The organism is Halobaculum sp. XH14 (genome assembly GCF_032116555.1).
GTDB lineage: Archaea > Halobacteriota > Halobacteria > Halobacteriales > Haloferacaceae > Halorarum > Halorarum halobium.
On record NZ_CP134949.1, the window covers coordinates 3017502 to 3033804 of the forward strand.

Annotated in this window: 11 protein-coding genes; 2 read left to right on the top strand and 9 right to left on the bottom strand. The window is 66.4% G+C overall.

The window, feature by feature from the left end; translation table 11 throughout:
- Positions 1 to 5: 5 nt before the first annotated feature.
- Together RJT50_RS15365 and RJT50_RS15370 are read right to left on the bottom strand one after the other, a co-directional pair.
- Positions 6 to 1331: an aminotransferase class III-fold pyridoxal phosphate-dependent enzyme gene (locus tag RJT50_RS15365; RefSeq protein ID WP_313692467.1), complete on the bottom strand. Its 1326-nt coding sequence runs from the start codon at positions 1329 to 1331 to the stop codon at positions 6 to 8.
- Between the two features lie 314 nt (positions 1332 to 1645).
- Positions 1646 to 2446, bottom strand: coding sequence for an IclR family transcriptional regulator (locus tag RJT50_RS15370; protein WP_313692468.1), 801 nt, complete (start codon positions 2444 to 2446; stop codon positions 1646 to 1648).
- Positions 2447 to 2628: 182 nt separating this feature from the next.
- On the opposite strand from RJT50_RS15370, the gene RJT50_RS15375 reads away from it, so the two are divergent.
- Positions 2629 to 4050: a M14 family metallopeptidase gene (locus tag RJT50_RS15375; RefSeq protein WP_313692469.1), complete on the top strand. Its 1422-nt coding sequence runs from the start codon at positions 2629 to 2631 to the stop codon at positions 4048 to 4050.
- Positions 4051 to 4629: 579 nt separating this feature from the next.
- On the opposite strand, the gene RJT50_RS15380 is transcribed toward RJT50_RS15375, so the two are convergent.
- The 6 genes from RJT50_RS15380 to RJT50_RS15405 all read right to left on the bottom strand — a co-directional run bounded on the left by RJT50_RS15380 (position 4630) and on the right by RJT50_RS15405 (position 12667).
- The gene (locus RJT50_RS15380) at positions 4630 to 6876 is read right to left on the bottom strand and encodes an NADP-dependent malic enzyme (protein ID WP_313692471.1); all 2247 of its coding nucleotides are present in this window, start codon (positions 6874 to 6876) and stop codon (positions 4630 to 4632) included.
- 129 nt (positions 6877 to 7005) lie between these two features.
- On the bottom strand, positions 7006 to 8184 hold the full coding sequence (locus tag RJT50_RS15385) for an ABC transporter ATP-binding protein (protein WP_313692472.1): 1179 nt from the start codon (positions 8182 to 8184) through the stop codon (positions 7006 to 7008).
- A gap of 53 nt (positions 8185 to 8237) precedes the next feature.
- Positions 8238 to 9134, bottom strand: coding sequence for a carbohydrate ABC transporter permease (locus RJT50_RS15390; protein WP_313692474.1), 897 nt, complete (start codon positions 9132 to 9134; stop codon positions 8238 to 8240).
- 7 nt (positions 9135 to 9141) lie between these two features.
- Positions 9142 to 10110, bottom strand: a complete 969-nt coding sequence (locus RJT50_RS15395; RefSeq protein ID WP_313692476.1) for a carbohydrate ABC transporter permease — start codon at positions 10108 to 10110, stop codon at positions 9142 to 9144.
- 162 nt (positions 10111 to 10272) lie between these two features.
- Positions 10273 to 11532 (bottom strand): mandelate racemase/muconate lactonizing enzyme family protein, encoded by a 1260-nt coding sequence (locus RJT50_RS15400; RefSeq protein WP_313692478.1) that lies wholly within the window; start codon positions 11530 to 11532, stop codon positions 10273 to 10275.
- Between the two features lie 82 nt (positions 11533 to 11614).
- Positions 11615 to 12667: an Ldh family oxidoreductase gene (locus RJT50_RS15405; RefSeq protein ID WP_313692479.1), complete on the bottom strand. Its 1053-nt coding sequence runs from the start codon at positions 12665 to 12667 to the stop codon at positions 11615 to 11617.
- 392 nt (positions 12668 to 13059) lie between these two features.
- Here RJT50_RS15405 and RJT50_RS15410 point away from each other — a divergent pair, with 392 nt between their 5' ends.
- Positions 13060 to 14328, top strand: a complete 1269-nt coding sequence (locus tag RJT50_RS15410; protein ID WP_313692480.1) for an enolase C-terminal domain-like protein — start codon at positions 13060 to 13062, stop codon at positions 14326 to 14328.
- 279 nt (positions 14329 to 14607) lie between these two features.
- On the opposite strand, the gene RJT50_RS15415 is transcribed toward RJT50_RS15410, so the two are convergent.
- Entirely contained in the window at positions 14608 to 16074 is a 1467-nt protein-coding gene (locus RJT50_RS15415) for an extracellular solute-binding protein (RefSeq protein WP_313692482.1), read from the bottom strand.
- Positions 16075 to 16303: the final 229 nt, after the last annotated feature.

The following is a 16303-nucleotide window of genomic DNA, read 5'->3' on the forward strand; positions in this document are numbered from 1 at the left end:
AAGTGCTATGCGCAGTGGCCGGCCGAAGCCGTTTCACCGAGCGCATCCTCCAGGAGCTCACACGCGCGGTCGAGTTCGCGGTCCCGCACGTCGAGGGGCGGAAGCAGCCGAAGCGTCTTGTGTCCACACCCGAGGGTCAACAGTCCGCGGGTGAGCGCCGCCTCGATCACCGCGTCGCGGCGGGCCTTCTCGTCGAACTCGATCGCCGCCATCAGTCCGAGCCCACGGACGTCGACGATCGTCTCGGGGTACTCCCGTCGAAGCGATTCGAGCCGGTCGAGCAGCTGTTCCCCCTTCGCTCTCGCGTGATCGATCAACCCCTCCTCCCGGATCACCTCGAGGGTCAGCGCGCCCTGAATCGAGGCGATGACGTCGCCCGCTCCCCACGTCGAGGAGAGTCGCCCCCGCTCGTCGGGGAACATGCTCCGACTCGCCACCGTCGCACCGACGCGGAGTGCCTTGGCGCTCGTGATCACATCCGGCTCGATGTCGTAGTGGTCCGATGCCCACATCTCGCCCGTCCGTCCGACGCCCGACTGGATCTCGTCGGCGATGATCGGAATCCCGTGCGCCGCGCAGACGTCATCGAGCGCGCTCATGAACGCGGGGTCGGGCACTTCGTACCCGCCCTCTCCCTGAACCGGCTCGAGGACGACGAAGGCGACCTGTTCGGCGGGGATGTCCCCCCGCGCCGGGTCGAGCCGTCGTTCGAGCCGTTCGACCCCCGCGAGGGAGAACGGGACGTCGTGGATCCCGCTCAGCTCCGGAAACTTCCGCCTGTGTTTCGCTTTCGACCGGTTCAACGAGAGCGCCCCGAGCGTCCTGCCGTGGAACGCACCTTCGAACGTGATTCCGTACTTGGGGTCCTCACAGCGGTCGTAACAGATCTTCATCGCGTTTTCGATCGCTTCCGCTCCGGTGTTCGACAGGAATACGGTGTCCATGTCGTACTGCTCCGTGATCTCGGCCAGCCTGTGCATCAGGTGTGCTGGCCCGGGGAGCTCGCTCGACTCCGGCGTCCCACCCGTGCTGACGTAGAAGTCCTGTCCGGCGATTTTCAGCGGGTCGAACAGGTCGAACTCCCGAAGCCGGCTCATCACGTGCGGGTTGTTGTATCCCAGCGGCGCCGCGGCGACGTGGCTCGTGAAGTCGAGGAAGACGTTCCCGTCGGTGTCCGTGCAGAACGGGCCGACCGCGTCGGCCGTGATGTCCAGGACGAAATCATAGACGTACGTACTCGGCGCGGAGACGGCTCGATGATACGTCACCCACTGCTTCGCGGTCGGTCCCGGAAACTCACGGACGTGCGGCTCCGCCATCTGGCGCTGCATGTCCGGCCCCTCCAGAGCCAACTACATAAACGATGTGAGTTCACTGGGTGGACAAAATGGGGAGCAATCGAACGCTTCCCGTCGTAGCTGAGCCCCGGACCGGCCCTGGCCGGGTCGTTCGAACCACTCCGAACGGCCGCGGACGGTCTCCGAGTGAACGTCACTCGAGCAGTGATCCGGGTTGCCCGAGTGGGATCATCTGCGCTACAGCCCAGGACGCGATTCGCGCTCGAGTCCCCCCGTTCGTCGAAACCGTCGGACGCACGGCTCCGGACCGTTCCGATGCGTCGACGACGACCCGCGGCTTCGCGGAATCACGGCGCGTCGGCGTCCGCGATCTCCAGGTTCACCTCGATGATGTTGGCGGCCTCCTTGACCATCGACGGGACTGTCGAGTTGAAGTACTCGCCGGAGAACCGACTGCTCGGCGCGGTCACGCTGATTCCCCCGCGGACGCTGTCGTCCCGGCCCTGGATCCACGTCCCGACGGATCGGATCCCGCGCACCTCCTCCTCGTCGTTCACGGCGTACCCCTGATCGCTGATTCGGTCGAGTTCGGAGAACAGACGCTCGGCGTCCGTGATCGTCGCCGGCGTCTTCCGGACGAGCCCCCACCTGTCGATGATCTCCTCGACTCGCTCGCGGTCGAACGCCGCCAACATCGCCTTCCCGGTGGCCGTGTGGTGCAGGTACTGTGGGGACTCCCGGGTCTGGAGGTGATAGTCCGTTCCGATCGCCTGATCGCCGCTGCTCTCGTACACCGTCACTTCCTGGCCACGGAACGGGGCGGTGAGATGGACCCATTCGTCCGTCTCGTCCGCCAGGTTCCGAACCCGTTCCTGTCCGGCCTGATACAGGTCCGACTGGTTGCGGACGGTTTCACCCATGGTCAGACACCGGAACCCGAGGCTGTACTGGTTCCCCGATTTCCCGACGAACCCCTCCTCGTGGAGCGTCTCCACATACGTGTGTATCGTCCCCTTCGACAGCTCTAGTTCCTCACAGAGTCTGGCGAACGTGGGGGCCTGGAGATACTGTATCTTCTCGAGGATCTCGCTCGCGTTCTGGAGAGATTTGATCCGGCGAGGCGAGTCGGACGAACCCCCGGAACTCATGCTCGGTCTCAGGTGGCCGGTGCATTTGTAGCTTGGGTATGCGGGCGTTTTGGGGCGGACGGAGCGGTACCGCTTTCGGGCGGATGGAGCGGCGAGCGGGGACGAACGGTGCTGGTCAGGGCACGATCCGCTACCGTAATCGTTCCAAAACACTATATGCTATAGCCTCATGGCCAACCAACATGGCCAAGCGCCCAGAAAACGGGCAGTACCGATCGTTCGACGCCGTCGTCTCGGACGTCCCCCGCTACGAATCGTTCTACGGCGTCGCCGAACACAGAGCGCGTGACGAAGCCCTCGCGGCCGAGCACGACCACGTGTCGTTCGAGGTCGAGGGCGAAAGCAGCGACGGGAACGAGATCTGGTCGCTGACGGTCGGCGAGGGACCGTACACGGCGTTCATGTTCGCGGCCCCGCACCCGAACGAACCGATCGGAAGCATGACCATCGACTTCCTCGCCCACCGGCTTGCGACCGACGAGTCGTTCAGGGAGTCGTTCGACTACGAGTTCGTGTTCGTAAAGACCGCGGACGTCGACGGGACGCTCCTGAACGAGGGCTGGTTCGACGGGCCGTTCACGGTCTCGAACTACGCCCAGAACTTCTATCGCCCCGCCGGCGACGAGCAGGTCGAGTGGACGTTCCCGATCGAGTACGAGGAGTACGAGTTCGACGCGCCGGTTCCCGAGACGGAGGTTCTCATGGACATCATCGCGGAGACGGAGCCGGAGTTCATCTACAGCCTCCACAACGCCGGGTTCGGCGGCTGCTACTACTACATCAGCCACGACCTCGACGAGATCTTCGACGACCTCCGCGGCATCGCCCGCGAGCGTGATATCCCGCTCCATCTCGGCGAACCGGAGACGCCGTGGGCCACGGAGTTCGACGACGCCGTCTTCGAGACGCTCTCGACGAAGGAGCACTACGACTACCTGGTCGAACACACGGACCAGGACCCGACGGAGATGCTCACGACCGGCGGGAGCAGCCTCGACTTCGCTCACGAACACAACGAGGACGCGGTCGGGCTGATCACGGAGCTCCCGTACTTCTACGACGAGCAGATCGAATCCGAGACCGAGACGGATCGGACGAGACGGGAGGTCGTCCTCGAGGGAGCCGACCGTGGGGCCGAGCTCCTCGCGTTTCTCGAAGCGCAGCTGGACCGGGTTCGTGACCATCTGCCCGACACGCGCCCCTCCCGGGCCGTCGCGGAGATGGTCGAGAAGGGGCCCGAGCGAATCGACGCGAAGCGATCGTGGGCGGAGGACGCCCCCGAACTGGAGGAGCCCGCGACGGTCGCACAGACGGTGGACGCGCTCACGATGCGGTCGTTCTACCAGATGCTCTACTTCGGGACGTTCCTCCGCGTCCTGGATCACGCCGCGATGGGCGCGGAAGACGAGGAGACGGCGGAGCTGCTCGGGGAGGTCAAATCGACGGTGGAAGCGCGCCTGCACGAGCTGAACGGCCAGTTACTCGAGGATCTCGACTACAAGCTCATTTCGATCCGGAAGCTCGTGGCGATTCAGGCGCAGGCGGGTCTGATCTGCATGGACTATCTCCAGCACTCGGGACGGTTCGAGACGGACACGAACTAGCGACCTCCCTCGCCGCACCTTTTCGAACGCCCGGCACGCGGAGAGCGGGGTGTCCCCCTTCGTCCCAACCCGTCCAAAAGACAGTTTAAAATATAATAGTAGTATTTGGTAGTACCAGATAAATTATTTCTCGCAACGACGCCGGCGACTGAAGTCGTGGGGGCGGAGAACGGCCCGTAACCGACGTACTCCGGCCACACAGTGCTCGAAGCCCGGATGAACCGAGGCGACGGCCCGTCCTTCCGGGCCGACTGCGGCCGTCGATCCCGGAGGCGAACGGACTGCTTCGCGTGAAGTCCCCAAACCGACCACAGCCGCCGACTCGACGGACGCTCGGGTCGGAGTGACGTCCGGGTGACGCTCCCCGGCGATCGGATAGCTCCTGACGTCCCTCCCGCAATGAGCAAGTACATTCAGCCTCCTCAAATAGATTTCTTCTTTATACTAACAGAAAGTATATTCTAACTTCGAATAGTCATGGAGTTGTGATTCAGGTCGAGAGATCAGGAACCGGTACGCGTACTCGCAAGCCCCGGGCTACGGTGGAACCCGTCCCAGCGAAAGGAAACGCGAGCGTAGTTACCCGTCCGTCACGGCGACCGCCGCCAGGTTGACGATGTCCCGCACTTCGTCGCCGCGCTGGAGGACGTGGACCGGCTCGTCCATGCCGACGAGCATCGGGCCGACGGCTTCCGCCCCGCCGAGCCGCTGGAGCAGCTTGTAGCCGACGTTCCCGGCTTCGAGGTTCGGGAAGACGAGCACGTTGGCCGGCGCCTCGAGTTCGGAGAACTCGGAGGTCCCGTCGAGCATGTCCGCGACGACCGCGGTGTCGGCCTGCATCGGACCGTCCACCTGAAAGTCGACCGTCGGGTCCGCCCGTAGCAGTTCGGTAGCCCGACGAGAGGTCGCCGTCCCCTCGTTCTCGACGGACCCGAAGTCGGCGTGCGAGAGCAGGGCCGCCCGTGGTTCGACGTCGAAGCGCCGCGCCAGTTCGGCCGTCCGTCTGGTCACCTCGGCAAGGACGGTCTCGTCGGGGTCGAGATTCACCGTCGTGTCCGCGACGAAGACGACGCGGTCGTCGAACGTCAGCAGGTACACGCCGGCCGCACAGTCCGCGTCCGCCGCGGTGCCGACGACCTGCAGCGGCGGACGGAGCGCGGTCGGGTAGTGCTGGGTTAGCCCCGTCAGGAGGGCGTCCGCGTCGCCCCGCTCGACCATGACGCTGCCGAGGTAGTTCGTGTCCCGCCGGAGCAACGCGACCGCCTCGCTCCGCGTGAGCCCCTCGCGGCGACGGAGTTCGTACAGCCGGTCGGCGTACGCATCGTGGTCCTCACGGGGGTCGACCACGGCCGGTCGAAAGTCGAGTCCGAGTCGCTCGCGGGTACGGTCGATGACGGTCCGGTTCCCGACGAGCACCGGTTCGGCGATCCCCCGGTCGTGGATCCGGGAGGCCGCGCGGATCATCTTCTCGTGAGTCCCCTCGGCGAGGGCGACCCGCTTCGTGTCCGCCTTCGCCTCGTTGCGGACGATGCGCAACAGCTCGCGGGACTTGCCGAGTCGCGCTTCGAGCCGCTCGGCGTACGCGTCGAGGTCGAGTTCGGTTCGCGCGGCCCCGGTCTCCATCGCCGCCCCTGCGACGGCCGGCGAGAGTTCGAGTAACACGCGCGAGTCCATCGGTTTCGGGATGATGTACTCGGGGCCGAACTGGAGCGGCTGGTCGCCGTAGGCCTTCACGACCGCGTCGGGGACGTCCTCGCGGGCCAACTCAGCCAGCGCCCGGGCGGCCGCGACCTTCATCTCCTCGTTGATCTCGGTCGCCCGCGCGTCGAGGGCGCCCCGGAAGATGAACGGAAAGCCGAGCACGTTGTTCACCTGGTTCGGATAGTCCGACCGTCCGGTCGCCATGATGACCGTGTCCTCGCGGGCGTCCTTCGCCGTCTCGTACCCGATCTCCGGGTCGGGGTTCGCCATGGCGAAGATGATGGGGTTCTCGGCCATCGACCGCACCATCTCCCCGTCCACGATGCCCCCGACCGAGAGCCCGACGAACACGTCCGCGCCCGCGACGGCGTCGGCCAGTTCGCCGCCCTCGCCGTCCCTGGCGAACCGCCGGGTCCGTCCGGGCAGGTCCTCGCGGTCGGCCGTGAGGATCCCGTGGACGTCACACATCGTGACGTTCGTGGCGCGGACGCCGAGCTGCGTGTAGAACTCGGCCGTCGCCGTCGCGGCCGCTCCGGCACCGGCGAACGTGACCTGCAGCTCGGGGAGCTCCTTCCCGACGAGTTCGGCGGCGTTCAGGAGGGCGGCACCGGAGATGATCGCCGTGCCGTGCTGGTCGTCGTGGAACACCGGGATCGACATCGCCTCGCGGAGCCGTGACTCGATCTCGAAACAGTCGGGTGCCGCGATGTCCTCGAGGTTGATGCCGCCGAACGTCGGCTCCATCGCCGCGACGCCGGCGACGAACGCGTCGACGTCCTCGCTCTCGAGTTCCACGTCGAACACGTCGACGTCGGCGAAGCGTTTGAACAGGACGCCCTTCCCCTCCATCACGGGTTTGGACGCCAGCGGGCCGATGTCACCGAGTCCCAGCACGGCGGATCCGTCGGAGACGACGCCGACGAGGTTGCCCCTGGCGGTGTACTCGTGGGCCGCGTCGGGATTCGCCGCGACGTCCCGGACGGGAGCGGCCACACCCGGGGAGTACGACAGCGACAGGTCCCGCTGGTCGGTCGTCGGTTTCGTCGTCGAGACCTCGACCTTTCCCGGCGGGTCCGATCGGTGGTACTCGCGCGCGTCCTCCCCGAGGCCGTCTTCGTCTGCCATGCGCTCGATGTGGGTTCGTCTCCGTCTCCGAGCATAGTTCTTCGCTTTCCGGGTCGGATGCTCCGAACGGCTGCTCCTCCAGCGAGGCGTCGACCTGCCCGCCACGGTCGGAACGCCGCCGTCAGGGGCTCACCGGCCGGCGTCGTGGACCAGCGAGTCGCCCGTCGACGCGTCGAACAGGTGGCACTTCTCGAGGTTGAACTCGAAGCTCAGCGAGTCGCCCCGCTGGATGTCGCTGTTCGGTTCGACGATGGCCTTGTACTCGATGCCGTTGCCCGTCACCGTGAGGAGGAAGTTCGAGCCCATCTCCTCGACGACGACCACGTCGACGGTCGTGTGGCTGTCGGCGTCCGTTCCGGCGTTGTGCGCCTCGACGCTGACGTCCTCGGGCCGGACGCCGAACCGCGCGTCGAACTCGCCGGTCCGGTCCAGTTCCCCGCGCATCCAGTCGGGCAGCGGGATCGTGAACGCGTCCGTCCGGATCTCCCCGGCGTCGACGGCCACCGACGCGTCGAAGAAGTTCATCGAGGGGCTCCCCATGAAGCCGCCGACGAACTCGTTGGCGGGCTGGTCGTACACCTGCTGTGGGGGCGCGATCTGCTGGACCTCGCCGTCGTACATGACGACGACGCGGTCGCCCAGCGTCATCGCCTCCGCCTGGTCGTGGGTTACGTAGATCGACGTCTTGCCGATCTCGTTGTGGAGCTTGTTGAGCTCCGTCCGCATCTGCACCCGGAGCTTCGCGTCGAGGTTCGACAGCGGCTCGTCGAACAGGAACACCCGCGGCTCGCGGACGATCGCCCGTCCGAGCGCGACCCGCTGCTGCTGGCCGCCCGAGAGGTCCTTCGGCTGCCGTTCGAGCAGTTCGGGAATCTCCAGCAGCCTCGCGCTCTCCTGGACCCGCCGTTCCCGCTCGTCCTTCGGAACGCTCCGGACCTTGAGCGGGTACTCCATGTTCTCGCGGACGGTCATGTGTGGGTACAGCGCGTACGACTGGAACACCATCGCGACGTCGCGCTGGCGCGGGGGTTGCCCCTCCACGTTCTCCCCGTTGATGACGATCTGGCCCTCGGTGATCTCTTCGAGCCCCGCGACCGAGCGGAGCGTCGTCGACTTTCCACAGCCGGACGGGCCGACGAACACGATGAACTCGCCCTCCTCGATGCCGATGTTCATGTCGTCGACCGCGACGACGCCGCTGCCGCCGTCGTCGTACACCTTGGTCAGGCCGTCGATTTCCAGGTAGGAATCGCTGGGGGCAGTGCGTGTGTCGGTCCGTTCGGGATCGGCGGTATCTGTCTCGCTCATTGTGAGGTCGTGTTGAACTACTGTTTGGCTGGCCGTGTCATATATGTTGGTGTCTATCCCTTGATCGCCCCGGCGGTGAGCCCGCTCACGATGTGTCGCTGGAACAGGACCACGAAGACGAGCGCGGGCAACATCGCGATGAAGCCCGCCGCCGCGAGGTAGTTCCAGAGGATGACCACGTCCTCGATCATCATCATCGCGCCCACCGGAATCGTCTTGGACGCGTCGGTGAACGTCAGCACGAACGCGAACAGGAACTCACGCCACGAGAACAGGAACGTGAGGATGGCGCAGGCGGCGACGCCCGGCTTCGCCAGCGGCAGGATGATGTCCTTGAACGTCTGGAACCGGGTGGCGCCGTCGATGTAGGCCGCCTCGTCCAGGTCCGCCGGGATCGAGACGAAATAGTTCCGCATCAGCCAGATCACCAGCGGGAGGTTCATGTACGTGTACACCATGATGAGCGCCAGCCGGGTGTCGATGAGATCGCCGATGCTGAACAGCCGGTAGAACGGGACGAGCATCCCGATCGGGGGGAGCAGTCGGGCGCCCAGGATGCCGATGAACACGTAGTCGTCGTACGGGAAGCGGAACCGCGAGAAGCCGTAGCCCGCGAGCGTCCCGAAGCTGACCACCAGCACCGTCGTCACGACGGCGACGACGAGGCTGTTGAGGGTGAACATGTTGAACGCCCGCTGGAACCAGAGGTCGGCGTAGTTCTGCCAGACCGGGGCGATGAGCTGCTCCGGGACGATGTTCGGCGGGAAGGCGTGTATCGCGTCCAGCGTCTTGATGCTGGAGACGAACGTCCAGTACACCGGGAACGTGAAGTAGAGGACCAGCGCCGTGAGCACCGCGGTCACGACGTACTTGCCCGTAACGATCCGCCCGACCTGTTGGATCATCTCGTACCGACGTTCCGAGCCGAGTACGGAGTCTTTGGTTGCCATTGTTGGATTATGCTGTTTCGAGCGCGTCTTCCTGGACCTGCAGGACGTAGATCGTGACGAAGATCATCGTGATGACGATCATGACGATGGAGAGTGCCGACGCGTAGCCGAGCCGCGACTGGTTGATGCCCACCTGATAGATGTACGTGGCGAGCACGCGCGTGGCGTTGGCCGGTCCGCCCCCGGTCATGGCGAAGACGACCGAGAACGTCCGGAACGCGAACATCGACATGATGAGCAGCGCGATCGCCGCCTGCGGCTTCAGGTGCGGGATCGTGATGTCCCGGAACTGGTGCAGGAAGTTCGCGCCGTCGACGTTCGCGGCCTCGTAGAGGTCCTCCGGGATCGTCTGGAGCCCCGCGAGAAGCAGGATCGCCGCGAACGGTGCGCGCGCCCAGGCGTCGACGATGACGACCGAGACGAACGCGAGCGTCGGGTCGGTGATGAACCCGAGGTTCTCCGAGATGAGCCCGAGCTGGGTGAGCAGTCCGTTCACGATGCCGTAGTCGGCGTGGAGCATGAACCGCCAGATGAGGCCCGTCACGACGAGCGGAACCGCCCACGCGAGCAGGATCAACACGGTGAACGTGCTCCTGACACGCTTCGAGACGACCTGGTTGATAGCGAGCGCGGCCGTCAGGCCGAGGACGAACGCGATCGAGACCGAACCCAGGACGTACAGGACCGAGTGTTGCAACGACAGGTAGAACATCGGGTCCTGCAACACCTGCAGGAAGTTCTGCAATCCGATGAACTCGTCGGGACTGTACTGGTTGGTTATGTGAGTGCTGGTCCACACCAGATAGCTCGTCGGGAGAATAACGATGGTCCCCAGCAGCAACAGCGGCGGCGTGAGGACGATGAACATGAACTTGTCATTGATCCACTCCCGGACCGGTCCGACGTCGCCCGTTTCCTCTCCGCTGAAGAGACCGAACCCTTCGCGAAGACTTTCTGTCGACCCCTTCGATGCCATCTGTGTGTCATAGCTTGTCGTTCCTTATTGAATCTTTTGTTCTCCTGCCGTTCAGTTCCCCACGCCGACGCTACCGACCCGCCGGCGTTCCTCCCCGTCGAACTGCCGTCCGGAGCGAAGCGGGGGACGACGCGAAACGCGGGTGCGTCGTGTCGTCGCGGCTTACCGGGACACCGCCTCGTCGTGGTACTCGAACTCGGTCCACGGCCCGTCGGCGAAGGGGTACTCGTCGACGACGTCCAGGTCGATCTCCACGCCGAGGCCCGGCTCGTCGGGGAGCGAGAGGTGGCCGTCCTCGATGGCGGGCGTCCCCTCGATGAGATCGAACGCGACGTCGTTCCGGTACATTCCGGGGTCGGCGTCGGCCGCGAGCAGCGGGTCGTTCTCGAACACCGGGTACTCGAGGAGCCGGACGTCGGGTGCTGCCGCGACCAGGTGGGCGTTGGCCAGCAGTCCGAACCACGTCCCGAAGTTGTGGGGAACGAACTCCGTGTCCCGCCCGCAGCACAGCTCGATGGCCGCCCGACAGCCGCTGAACCCCTCGTGGTGGCGAACGTCGCCCTGGAGAAAGTCGACCGCGCCGGTCTCGCCGAGTTCGACCAGGCCGGCGGGCGACTCGCTCTCCCCGCCCGCGAGCGGAACGCCCTCCGTCGCCAGCTCGACGTAGCGCTCGTACTGGCCGGGTTCGACCGGCTCCTCCACCCAGTAGGCGCCGTGTTCGCCCGCGTGGGTCACGAGGTCCCGGACCGTCTCCGCGTCGTACCCCCGCTCGATCTTCCACCAGGTGTGGACGTCGAGCATGATCTCGATGTCGTCGACGGCGTCGGCGAGCAGCGAAACGGTCCGTCGGTCCCCATCCGGGCCGATTCCGGGCCGGTACTTGTAGCCGAAGAACCCGAGTTCCTCCAGCGTCTCGGCCTGTTCGACGTACCCCTCCGGCTCCATGTACATCCCGGCGCTCGCGTAGAGGGGGATCCCCGTCGGCTCAGGGCCGTCGTGGTCGTCGTACTGCTCGGCGAGCAGTTCGTACACCGGCGCCCCCAGTTGCTTCCCGTGAACGTCGTACAGCGCCACGTCGAGCGCGGAGATCGCCTCGGTCTTGACGTGTGCCGGAAGCGACGTCGCCTCGATGAGCGGCCGCACGTCCGCCGGTTCTTCGATCGTTTCGCCCACGAGCGCGTCGGCGATGTCATCCTCGAGGACGTCGGCGAACGTTCCCTGCGAGTCACCCTCGAAGTACTCGCGCATCGCCGAACTACTGGCCCCCGCGGTCGCGAAACCGCGCTCGCCGTCGGCCGTCTCGACGACGACGATGACGACGTCGCGCTTGTGAAGCCGGCGGGTTCCGCCGTGGAACTGGCGCTCCTGTGGTGGTTCTATCGGCGACGACACTGCATACCCATGGACGTCTCGGATCCGCATACCGGGCCAGGAACTCCAGCAGTCATAAAACTATGGTTGCCCGGCCGGCACGCGGGGGACCCTGACGGGAACGGACCGCCGATCAGAGTTCGACGCCGTACTCGTCGCCGAGTTCCCGAAGCGTCCCCAGCGTTCCATCGCCCACGGGGACCCCCCCGGCGAGCCGTCGTTCGCGGGTGCGCGCTTCCGGTTCGCCGGGGAGGAGCACCTCGTCGACGTCGGGTGCGGTTCGGAGGTCCTTGATGCCGTCTCGCATCCGTCGCAGCCGGTCGGTGAACCGATCCAGTTCGGTGAACGCCTCGACGTCGAGCGCGGCGACGAAGTGGCCGAGCTGCTGTGGAGCGCTCGTGTCGTCGTACATCCCGGACACGTCGTCGCCGAACGCGGTGTCCAGCAGGACGCCACAGAACGCGTCGATGACGAGCGCGAGCCCGTACCCCTTCGGTCCGCCCATCGGCCTGAGCGCGTGGACCGATTCGGGGTCGGTCGTCGGGTTGCCCGCCTCGTCGACGCCCCACTCGGCGGGAATCTCGTCGCCCTCCTCGGCCGCGAGGATCACGTTGCCCTCCGCGGTGACGCTCGTCGCCATGTCCAGCGTCACGGGGAACCCGTCGCCGTTCGGCAGCCCGAACGAGATCGGGTTCGTCCCGAAGTACGGGTCGGCCGCCCCGGTCGGGGTGACGCTCGGCCCCGCGTGGGTCATCGAGATGCCGATGTAGCCGCGTTCCGCGGCGTAGTTCGTGTAGTAGGACGCCGTTCCGAAGTGGCCGCTGTTCTCGACGCCGACGAACGCGCTTCCGGCGTCCTCGGCGCGGTCGATGGCCTCCCGCATCGCTGTGAGCGTCGCCACCTGTCCCGGGCCGCCGTCGCCGTCGACGACGGCGGCGCCGGCGCCGCGGGACGACACCGTGAGCTCCGGCGAGGGGTTCGTCCCGCCGGCCTCCAGCTGCTCGACGTACGGTTCGAGGCGGACGACGCCGTGGGTGTCGATGCCCCGGAGGTTCGCGTCGACGACCGTCTCCGCGACGGTGGCCGCGTGGGTCGCCGACAGGCCGGCCCGCCGGAACACGTCCGTCGTGAACGTCCGCAGCCGTTCGTGGTCGATTCGAGCGTCGTCGTCAGTGTGGTTCGTCATGGGTCGTGTGTTTGTCGTCCGCAGCGAGTGGTCCGAGCCCGTCCGCCGTCCGCGTCGGTTCGCTCTCCGTCACGCTCGGTGCCCGGGTTCGCGCCCTGGTTCGACGGAGCGTTCCCTCGAACGCTCTGGACTCGTCGTGACGTAGCGCGGATCGCAGATCGACTTATAGCTAGGGTTCAGTTCGCGGGCGAAGGCGGATCGGCCCCGCTTTCGCCCGGTTCGACCGCGGCGTGGCGACCGTTCACCCGGAGGGGACGACCCGCACGGCGAGGCGAACACCTAAGTGACAGGTCGCAGTACCCCGGTCCAGCACGCTCGAACGAGCCGGACGCCCGGAAGCGGGAGGCGTCCGAGTCCGGCGTGCATCCGACCGACGGACAGGGAGCCCCACAATGAGTTCAGGATCCACGTACGAAGCCGAACCGAGCGACAGACGCGTCACCGACCTCGAAGTGATCCCGGTTGCCCACCGGGAACCCGCCCTCCGGAACTCGTGGGGGGCACACTCGGGCGTCGCCGCGCGGACCATCGTCCGCGTCACGACCGCCGACGGGGCGGTCGGCGTCGGCGAGACGTACGGCGACCCGAAGATCATCGACGCGCTCGAACGCGCCGCGAGCCTGGTCGAGGGGATGAACCCCCACGCACGGAAGCCGCTCGAACTCCGCCTCCAGGACCCGATGACCTACGGCGCCATCGACACCGCGCTGCTGGACCTCGTCGGCAAGGAGTTCGGCGAACCGGCGTCCACCCTGCTGGGCGGGAAAGTCCGCGACGAGGTGGAGTACTCCGGCTACCTCTTCTACAAGTACGAGGACGAGGAGCCCGAAACGGCCCGGATCGCGCCCTACGCCGTCGATTCGCCGGAGACGCTCGTCGAGGAAGCGCGCGAGTTCGTCGACGCGCACGGGTTCTCGACGCTGAAAGTGAAAGGCGGCGTGCTGGAACCCGACGAGGAGCTCCGGTCGCTCGAACTGCTCGCCGAGGAGTTCGGACACGACACGCCGCTCCGCATCGACCCGAACGGGACCTGGAGCGTCGAGACCGCCTCGAGAATCGCTCGGCGCGTCGAGCAGTCGGACCTCCGCGTCCAGTTCCTCGAGGACCCGGTTCCGACGATGAACGCGCACGCCCGCCTGAAGCGGAACACGTCGCTGCCGGTCGCGACCAACATGTACGTCGTCGAGTTCGACCAGCTCGCGCCGGCGGTGCGGACGGACGCCGTCGACGTCGTGCTCAGCGACCACCACTACTGGGGCGGGCTGACCGGCAACCTCCGGCTCAACGACGTCGCCGAGACGTTCGATCTCGGCGTGGGGATGCACTCGAACTCGCATCTGGGCGTGAGCATGGCCGCGATGACACACGTCGCGGCCGCGATGTCGAACCTGGGGTACGCCCCCGACACGCACTACCCGTGGATGGCCGACGACGTCGTCGCCGACGCCCCGATCGAGTTTGAGGACGGGGCGATCCCCGTGCCCGACGGCCCGGGACTGGGCGTCGAGATCGACGAGTCGAAGCTCGAGCGGCTGGCCGAGCGCTACGAGGAGACCGACCCCCTCGCGTACTCCGACGTGAGCTCGATGGCCGCCGAGTACGCCGACGCCGAAACCGACGTCGGGCGCTCCGATTGGCTTCCGAACAAGCCGCGCTGGTAACGTCCGCTCGACGACCGCGTTTTCGCTCCGGGCAACCGACACGCTCCCAGGGACGCGAAACGCCCCGAGGGATCCGACACGCTCCGCGACATCGGTTTCGTGCTCCCCCACCGGTTCACGGAACGAGTCGGAACGGCGAAGTCGCTCCCCGTGGTTCACGAACGGCCGGATTCAGACTGGGTGGAGCTGCGTGAGGAGAGGGACGAACTCGGTGAGTTCAGGGACGGGCGAACTCGGCGATCCGAGCGTGGCTCGAGGCGTCGGCCGGACGGTTCCGGATCAGTTCTGGCTCAGGATGTTGTCGATCTCCTCCTGGGAGTCGTCGAGTGCCGCCTGCGCGGACTTCTGCTGGAGCCAGACCTGCTGGAGCTGACTGACCAGCACGTCGTACGTCCGGATCTGGCTCGGCCACAGTTCGACGCGGGCGATCTCGGCGTTCTGTCGGGCCATCTCCCCGTGCCGGGCGTCGGCCAGCAGCTCCGTGTCCCAGGCGGCCTTGTTCGCCGGATAGTTCCCCTCCTGGTCGTACTCCTGTGCGCTCGCGATGGCGCTCCGGGAGCCGTCCATGAACAACATTGCGGCCCGTTTCGTCTCCGCGGGCGCGGCCCGGTTGATCGCCAGGAAATCGGTGTTCATGTAGCTGACCCGGTCGTTGCCCGACGCCTTCGGCGGGAGCGCGACATCGTACCGGTCCGTGTCGTCGCCCCACTCCTCGTAGGCCAGTTCCATCATCCCCGGCTTCCCGACGTAGCCGGCGAGCCGGCCGCTGAGGAAGAGGTCGGCGAGTCCGCCCTCCCCGTACTGGGTCACGTTCGGAACGAGCTCCTCCTCGATGAGCTGTCCCTGCCACTCGAGCGCGGCGACGGCCTCGTCGGAGTTGACGACGACGCGACCGTCGTCCTGGACGAAGCTGCCGCCCCGGGACCACGTCATCAGCAGCCACGGGTAGATGGGGTAGCGGTTCCCCTTGCCCCACCAGGCGAACCCGAAGTAGTCCTCGCTGTGTGAACTGGCCTCCTCGCAGACCTCGCGGACGTCCGCCCAGGTCGACTCCTGGAGGAAATCGGCCTCGAACCCGAGCTCCTCGAGGACCCTCGGGCTGTAGTTGAACCAGTGGGCCTCGCTGAGCGCCACGCCGATGTACGTGTGCTCGCCGTCGAGCGACGGGTCGACGCCCGTCGTGAGCTGATCCTGGAAGTACGGCGGGAAGAGGTCGTACGCCTCGTCGTTCCAGAGTTCGTCGACCGGTTCCAGCCAGCCCTCCGCGACGAAGTCCATGAAGAACTCCTGGGAGATCTGCATGAGCGCGGGGTTGTCCGACCCGGCCGACAGGAGCGTCCGCATCTTCGAGACGGCGTTGGCAGACGGCACCGTGACCGGCGTGGACTCGATTCCGACCGCCTCCTGGAACTGGTCCTCGAACCACGCCGTCGCGGGGTCGTTCTTCATCGAACCGAGGTTCATCCGTTCGAAGGCCGAACCGACTTCGCTCTCGTCGTACTCCGGGGGCGTCCAGTCGCTCCCGGTGATACGCTCGGCCACGGGCGCCGGCGAGTTGATGTCGAGACTCCACTCGCCGAGGGTCCCGGCCGGCCCCCCGGCGGAGCCGCCGTTCTGGTCGCCCGAACCGCTCCCGCTGTCACCACTACCACCGCCGCCACTGCCGTCCGTGCCGCCATCGTTCGAACCACCACCCATGCAGCCAGCGACGGCTGCAGCACCTGCGGTGGTCGTGAGACTCAGCATCCATCGACGGGACAGTTTGCTATCTGGGCCCATACAACACGGTCAATCATAACCAAATGGTATAAATCTGTCGATAGGGGCGTCTTCGGCGGTCGGATCCCGAGCGGGACGCGAGCACGGGACTCCAGTTGCGGCCGTCACGCCGCGTCGGACCTGAATCGCCGAGCGCGGAGGGTCCCTTCAAGCCCGAACGGGCTCCTTGATCGTACGTCCCCGACGCGCGCGTGTC

What these genes read in the sequence shown, in the direction of transcription:
- RJT50_RS15365 (WP_313692467.1), bottom strand. Translation starts at nt 1,331, where the DNA reads ATGCAGCGCCAGATGGCGGAGCCGCACGTCCGTGAGTTTCCGGGACCG.
- RJT50_RS15370 (WP_313692468.1), bottom strand. Translation starts at nt 2,446, where the DNA reads ATGAGTTCCGGGGGTTCGTCCGACTCGCCTCGCCGGATCAAATCTCTC.
- RJT50_RS15375 (WP_313692469.1), top strand. Translation starts at nt 2,629, where the DNA reads ATGGCCAAGCGCCCAGAAAACGGGCAGTACCGATCGTTCGACGCCGTC.
- RJT50_RS15380 (WP_313692471.1), bottom strand. Translation starts at nt 6,876, where the DNA reads ATGGCAGACGAAGACGGCCTCGGGGAGGACGCGCGCGAGTACCACCGA.
- RJT50_RS15385 (WP_313692472.1), bottom strand. Translation starts at nt 8,184, where the DNA reads ATGAGCGAGACAGATACCGCCGATCCCGAACGGACCGACACACGCACT.
- RJT50_RS15390 (WP_313692474.1), bottom strand. Translation starts at nt 9,134, where the DNA reads ATGGCAACCAAAGACTCCGTACTCGGCTCGGAACGTCGGTACGAGATG.
- RJT50_RS15395 (WP_313692476.1), bottom strand. Translation starts at nt 10,110, where the DNA reads ATGGCATCGAAGGGGTCGACAGAAAGTCTTCGCGAAGGGTTCGGTCTC.
- RJT50_RS15400 (WP_313692478.1), bottom strand. Translation starts at nt 11,532, where the DNA reads ATGCGGATCCGAGACGTCCATGGGTATGCAGTGTCGTCGCCGATAGAA.
- RJT50_RS15405 (WP_313692479.1), bottom strand. Translation starts at nt 12,667, where the DNA reads ATGACGAACCACACTGACGACGACGCTCGAATCGACCACGAACGGCTG.
- RJT50_RS15410 (WP_313692480.1), top strand. Translation starts at nt 13,060, where the DNA reads ATGAGTTCAGGATCCACGTACGAAGCCGAACCGAGCGACAGACGCGTC.
- RJT50_RS15415 (WP_313692482.1), bottom strand. Translation starts at nt 16,074, where the DNA reads ATGCTGAGTCTCACGACCACCGCAGGTGCTGCAGCCGTCGCTGGCTGC.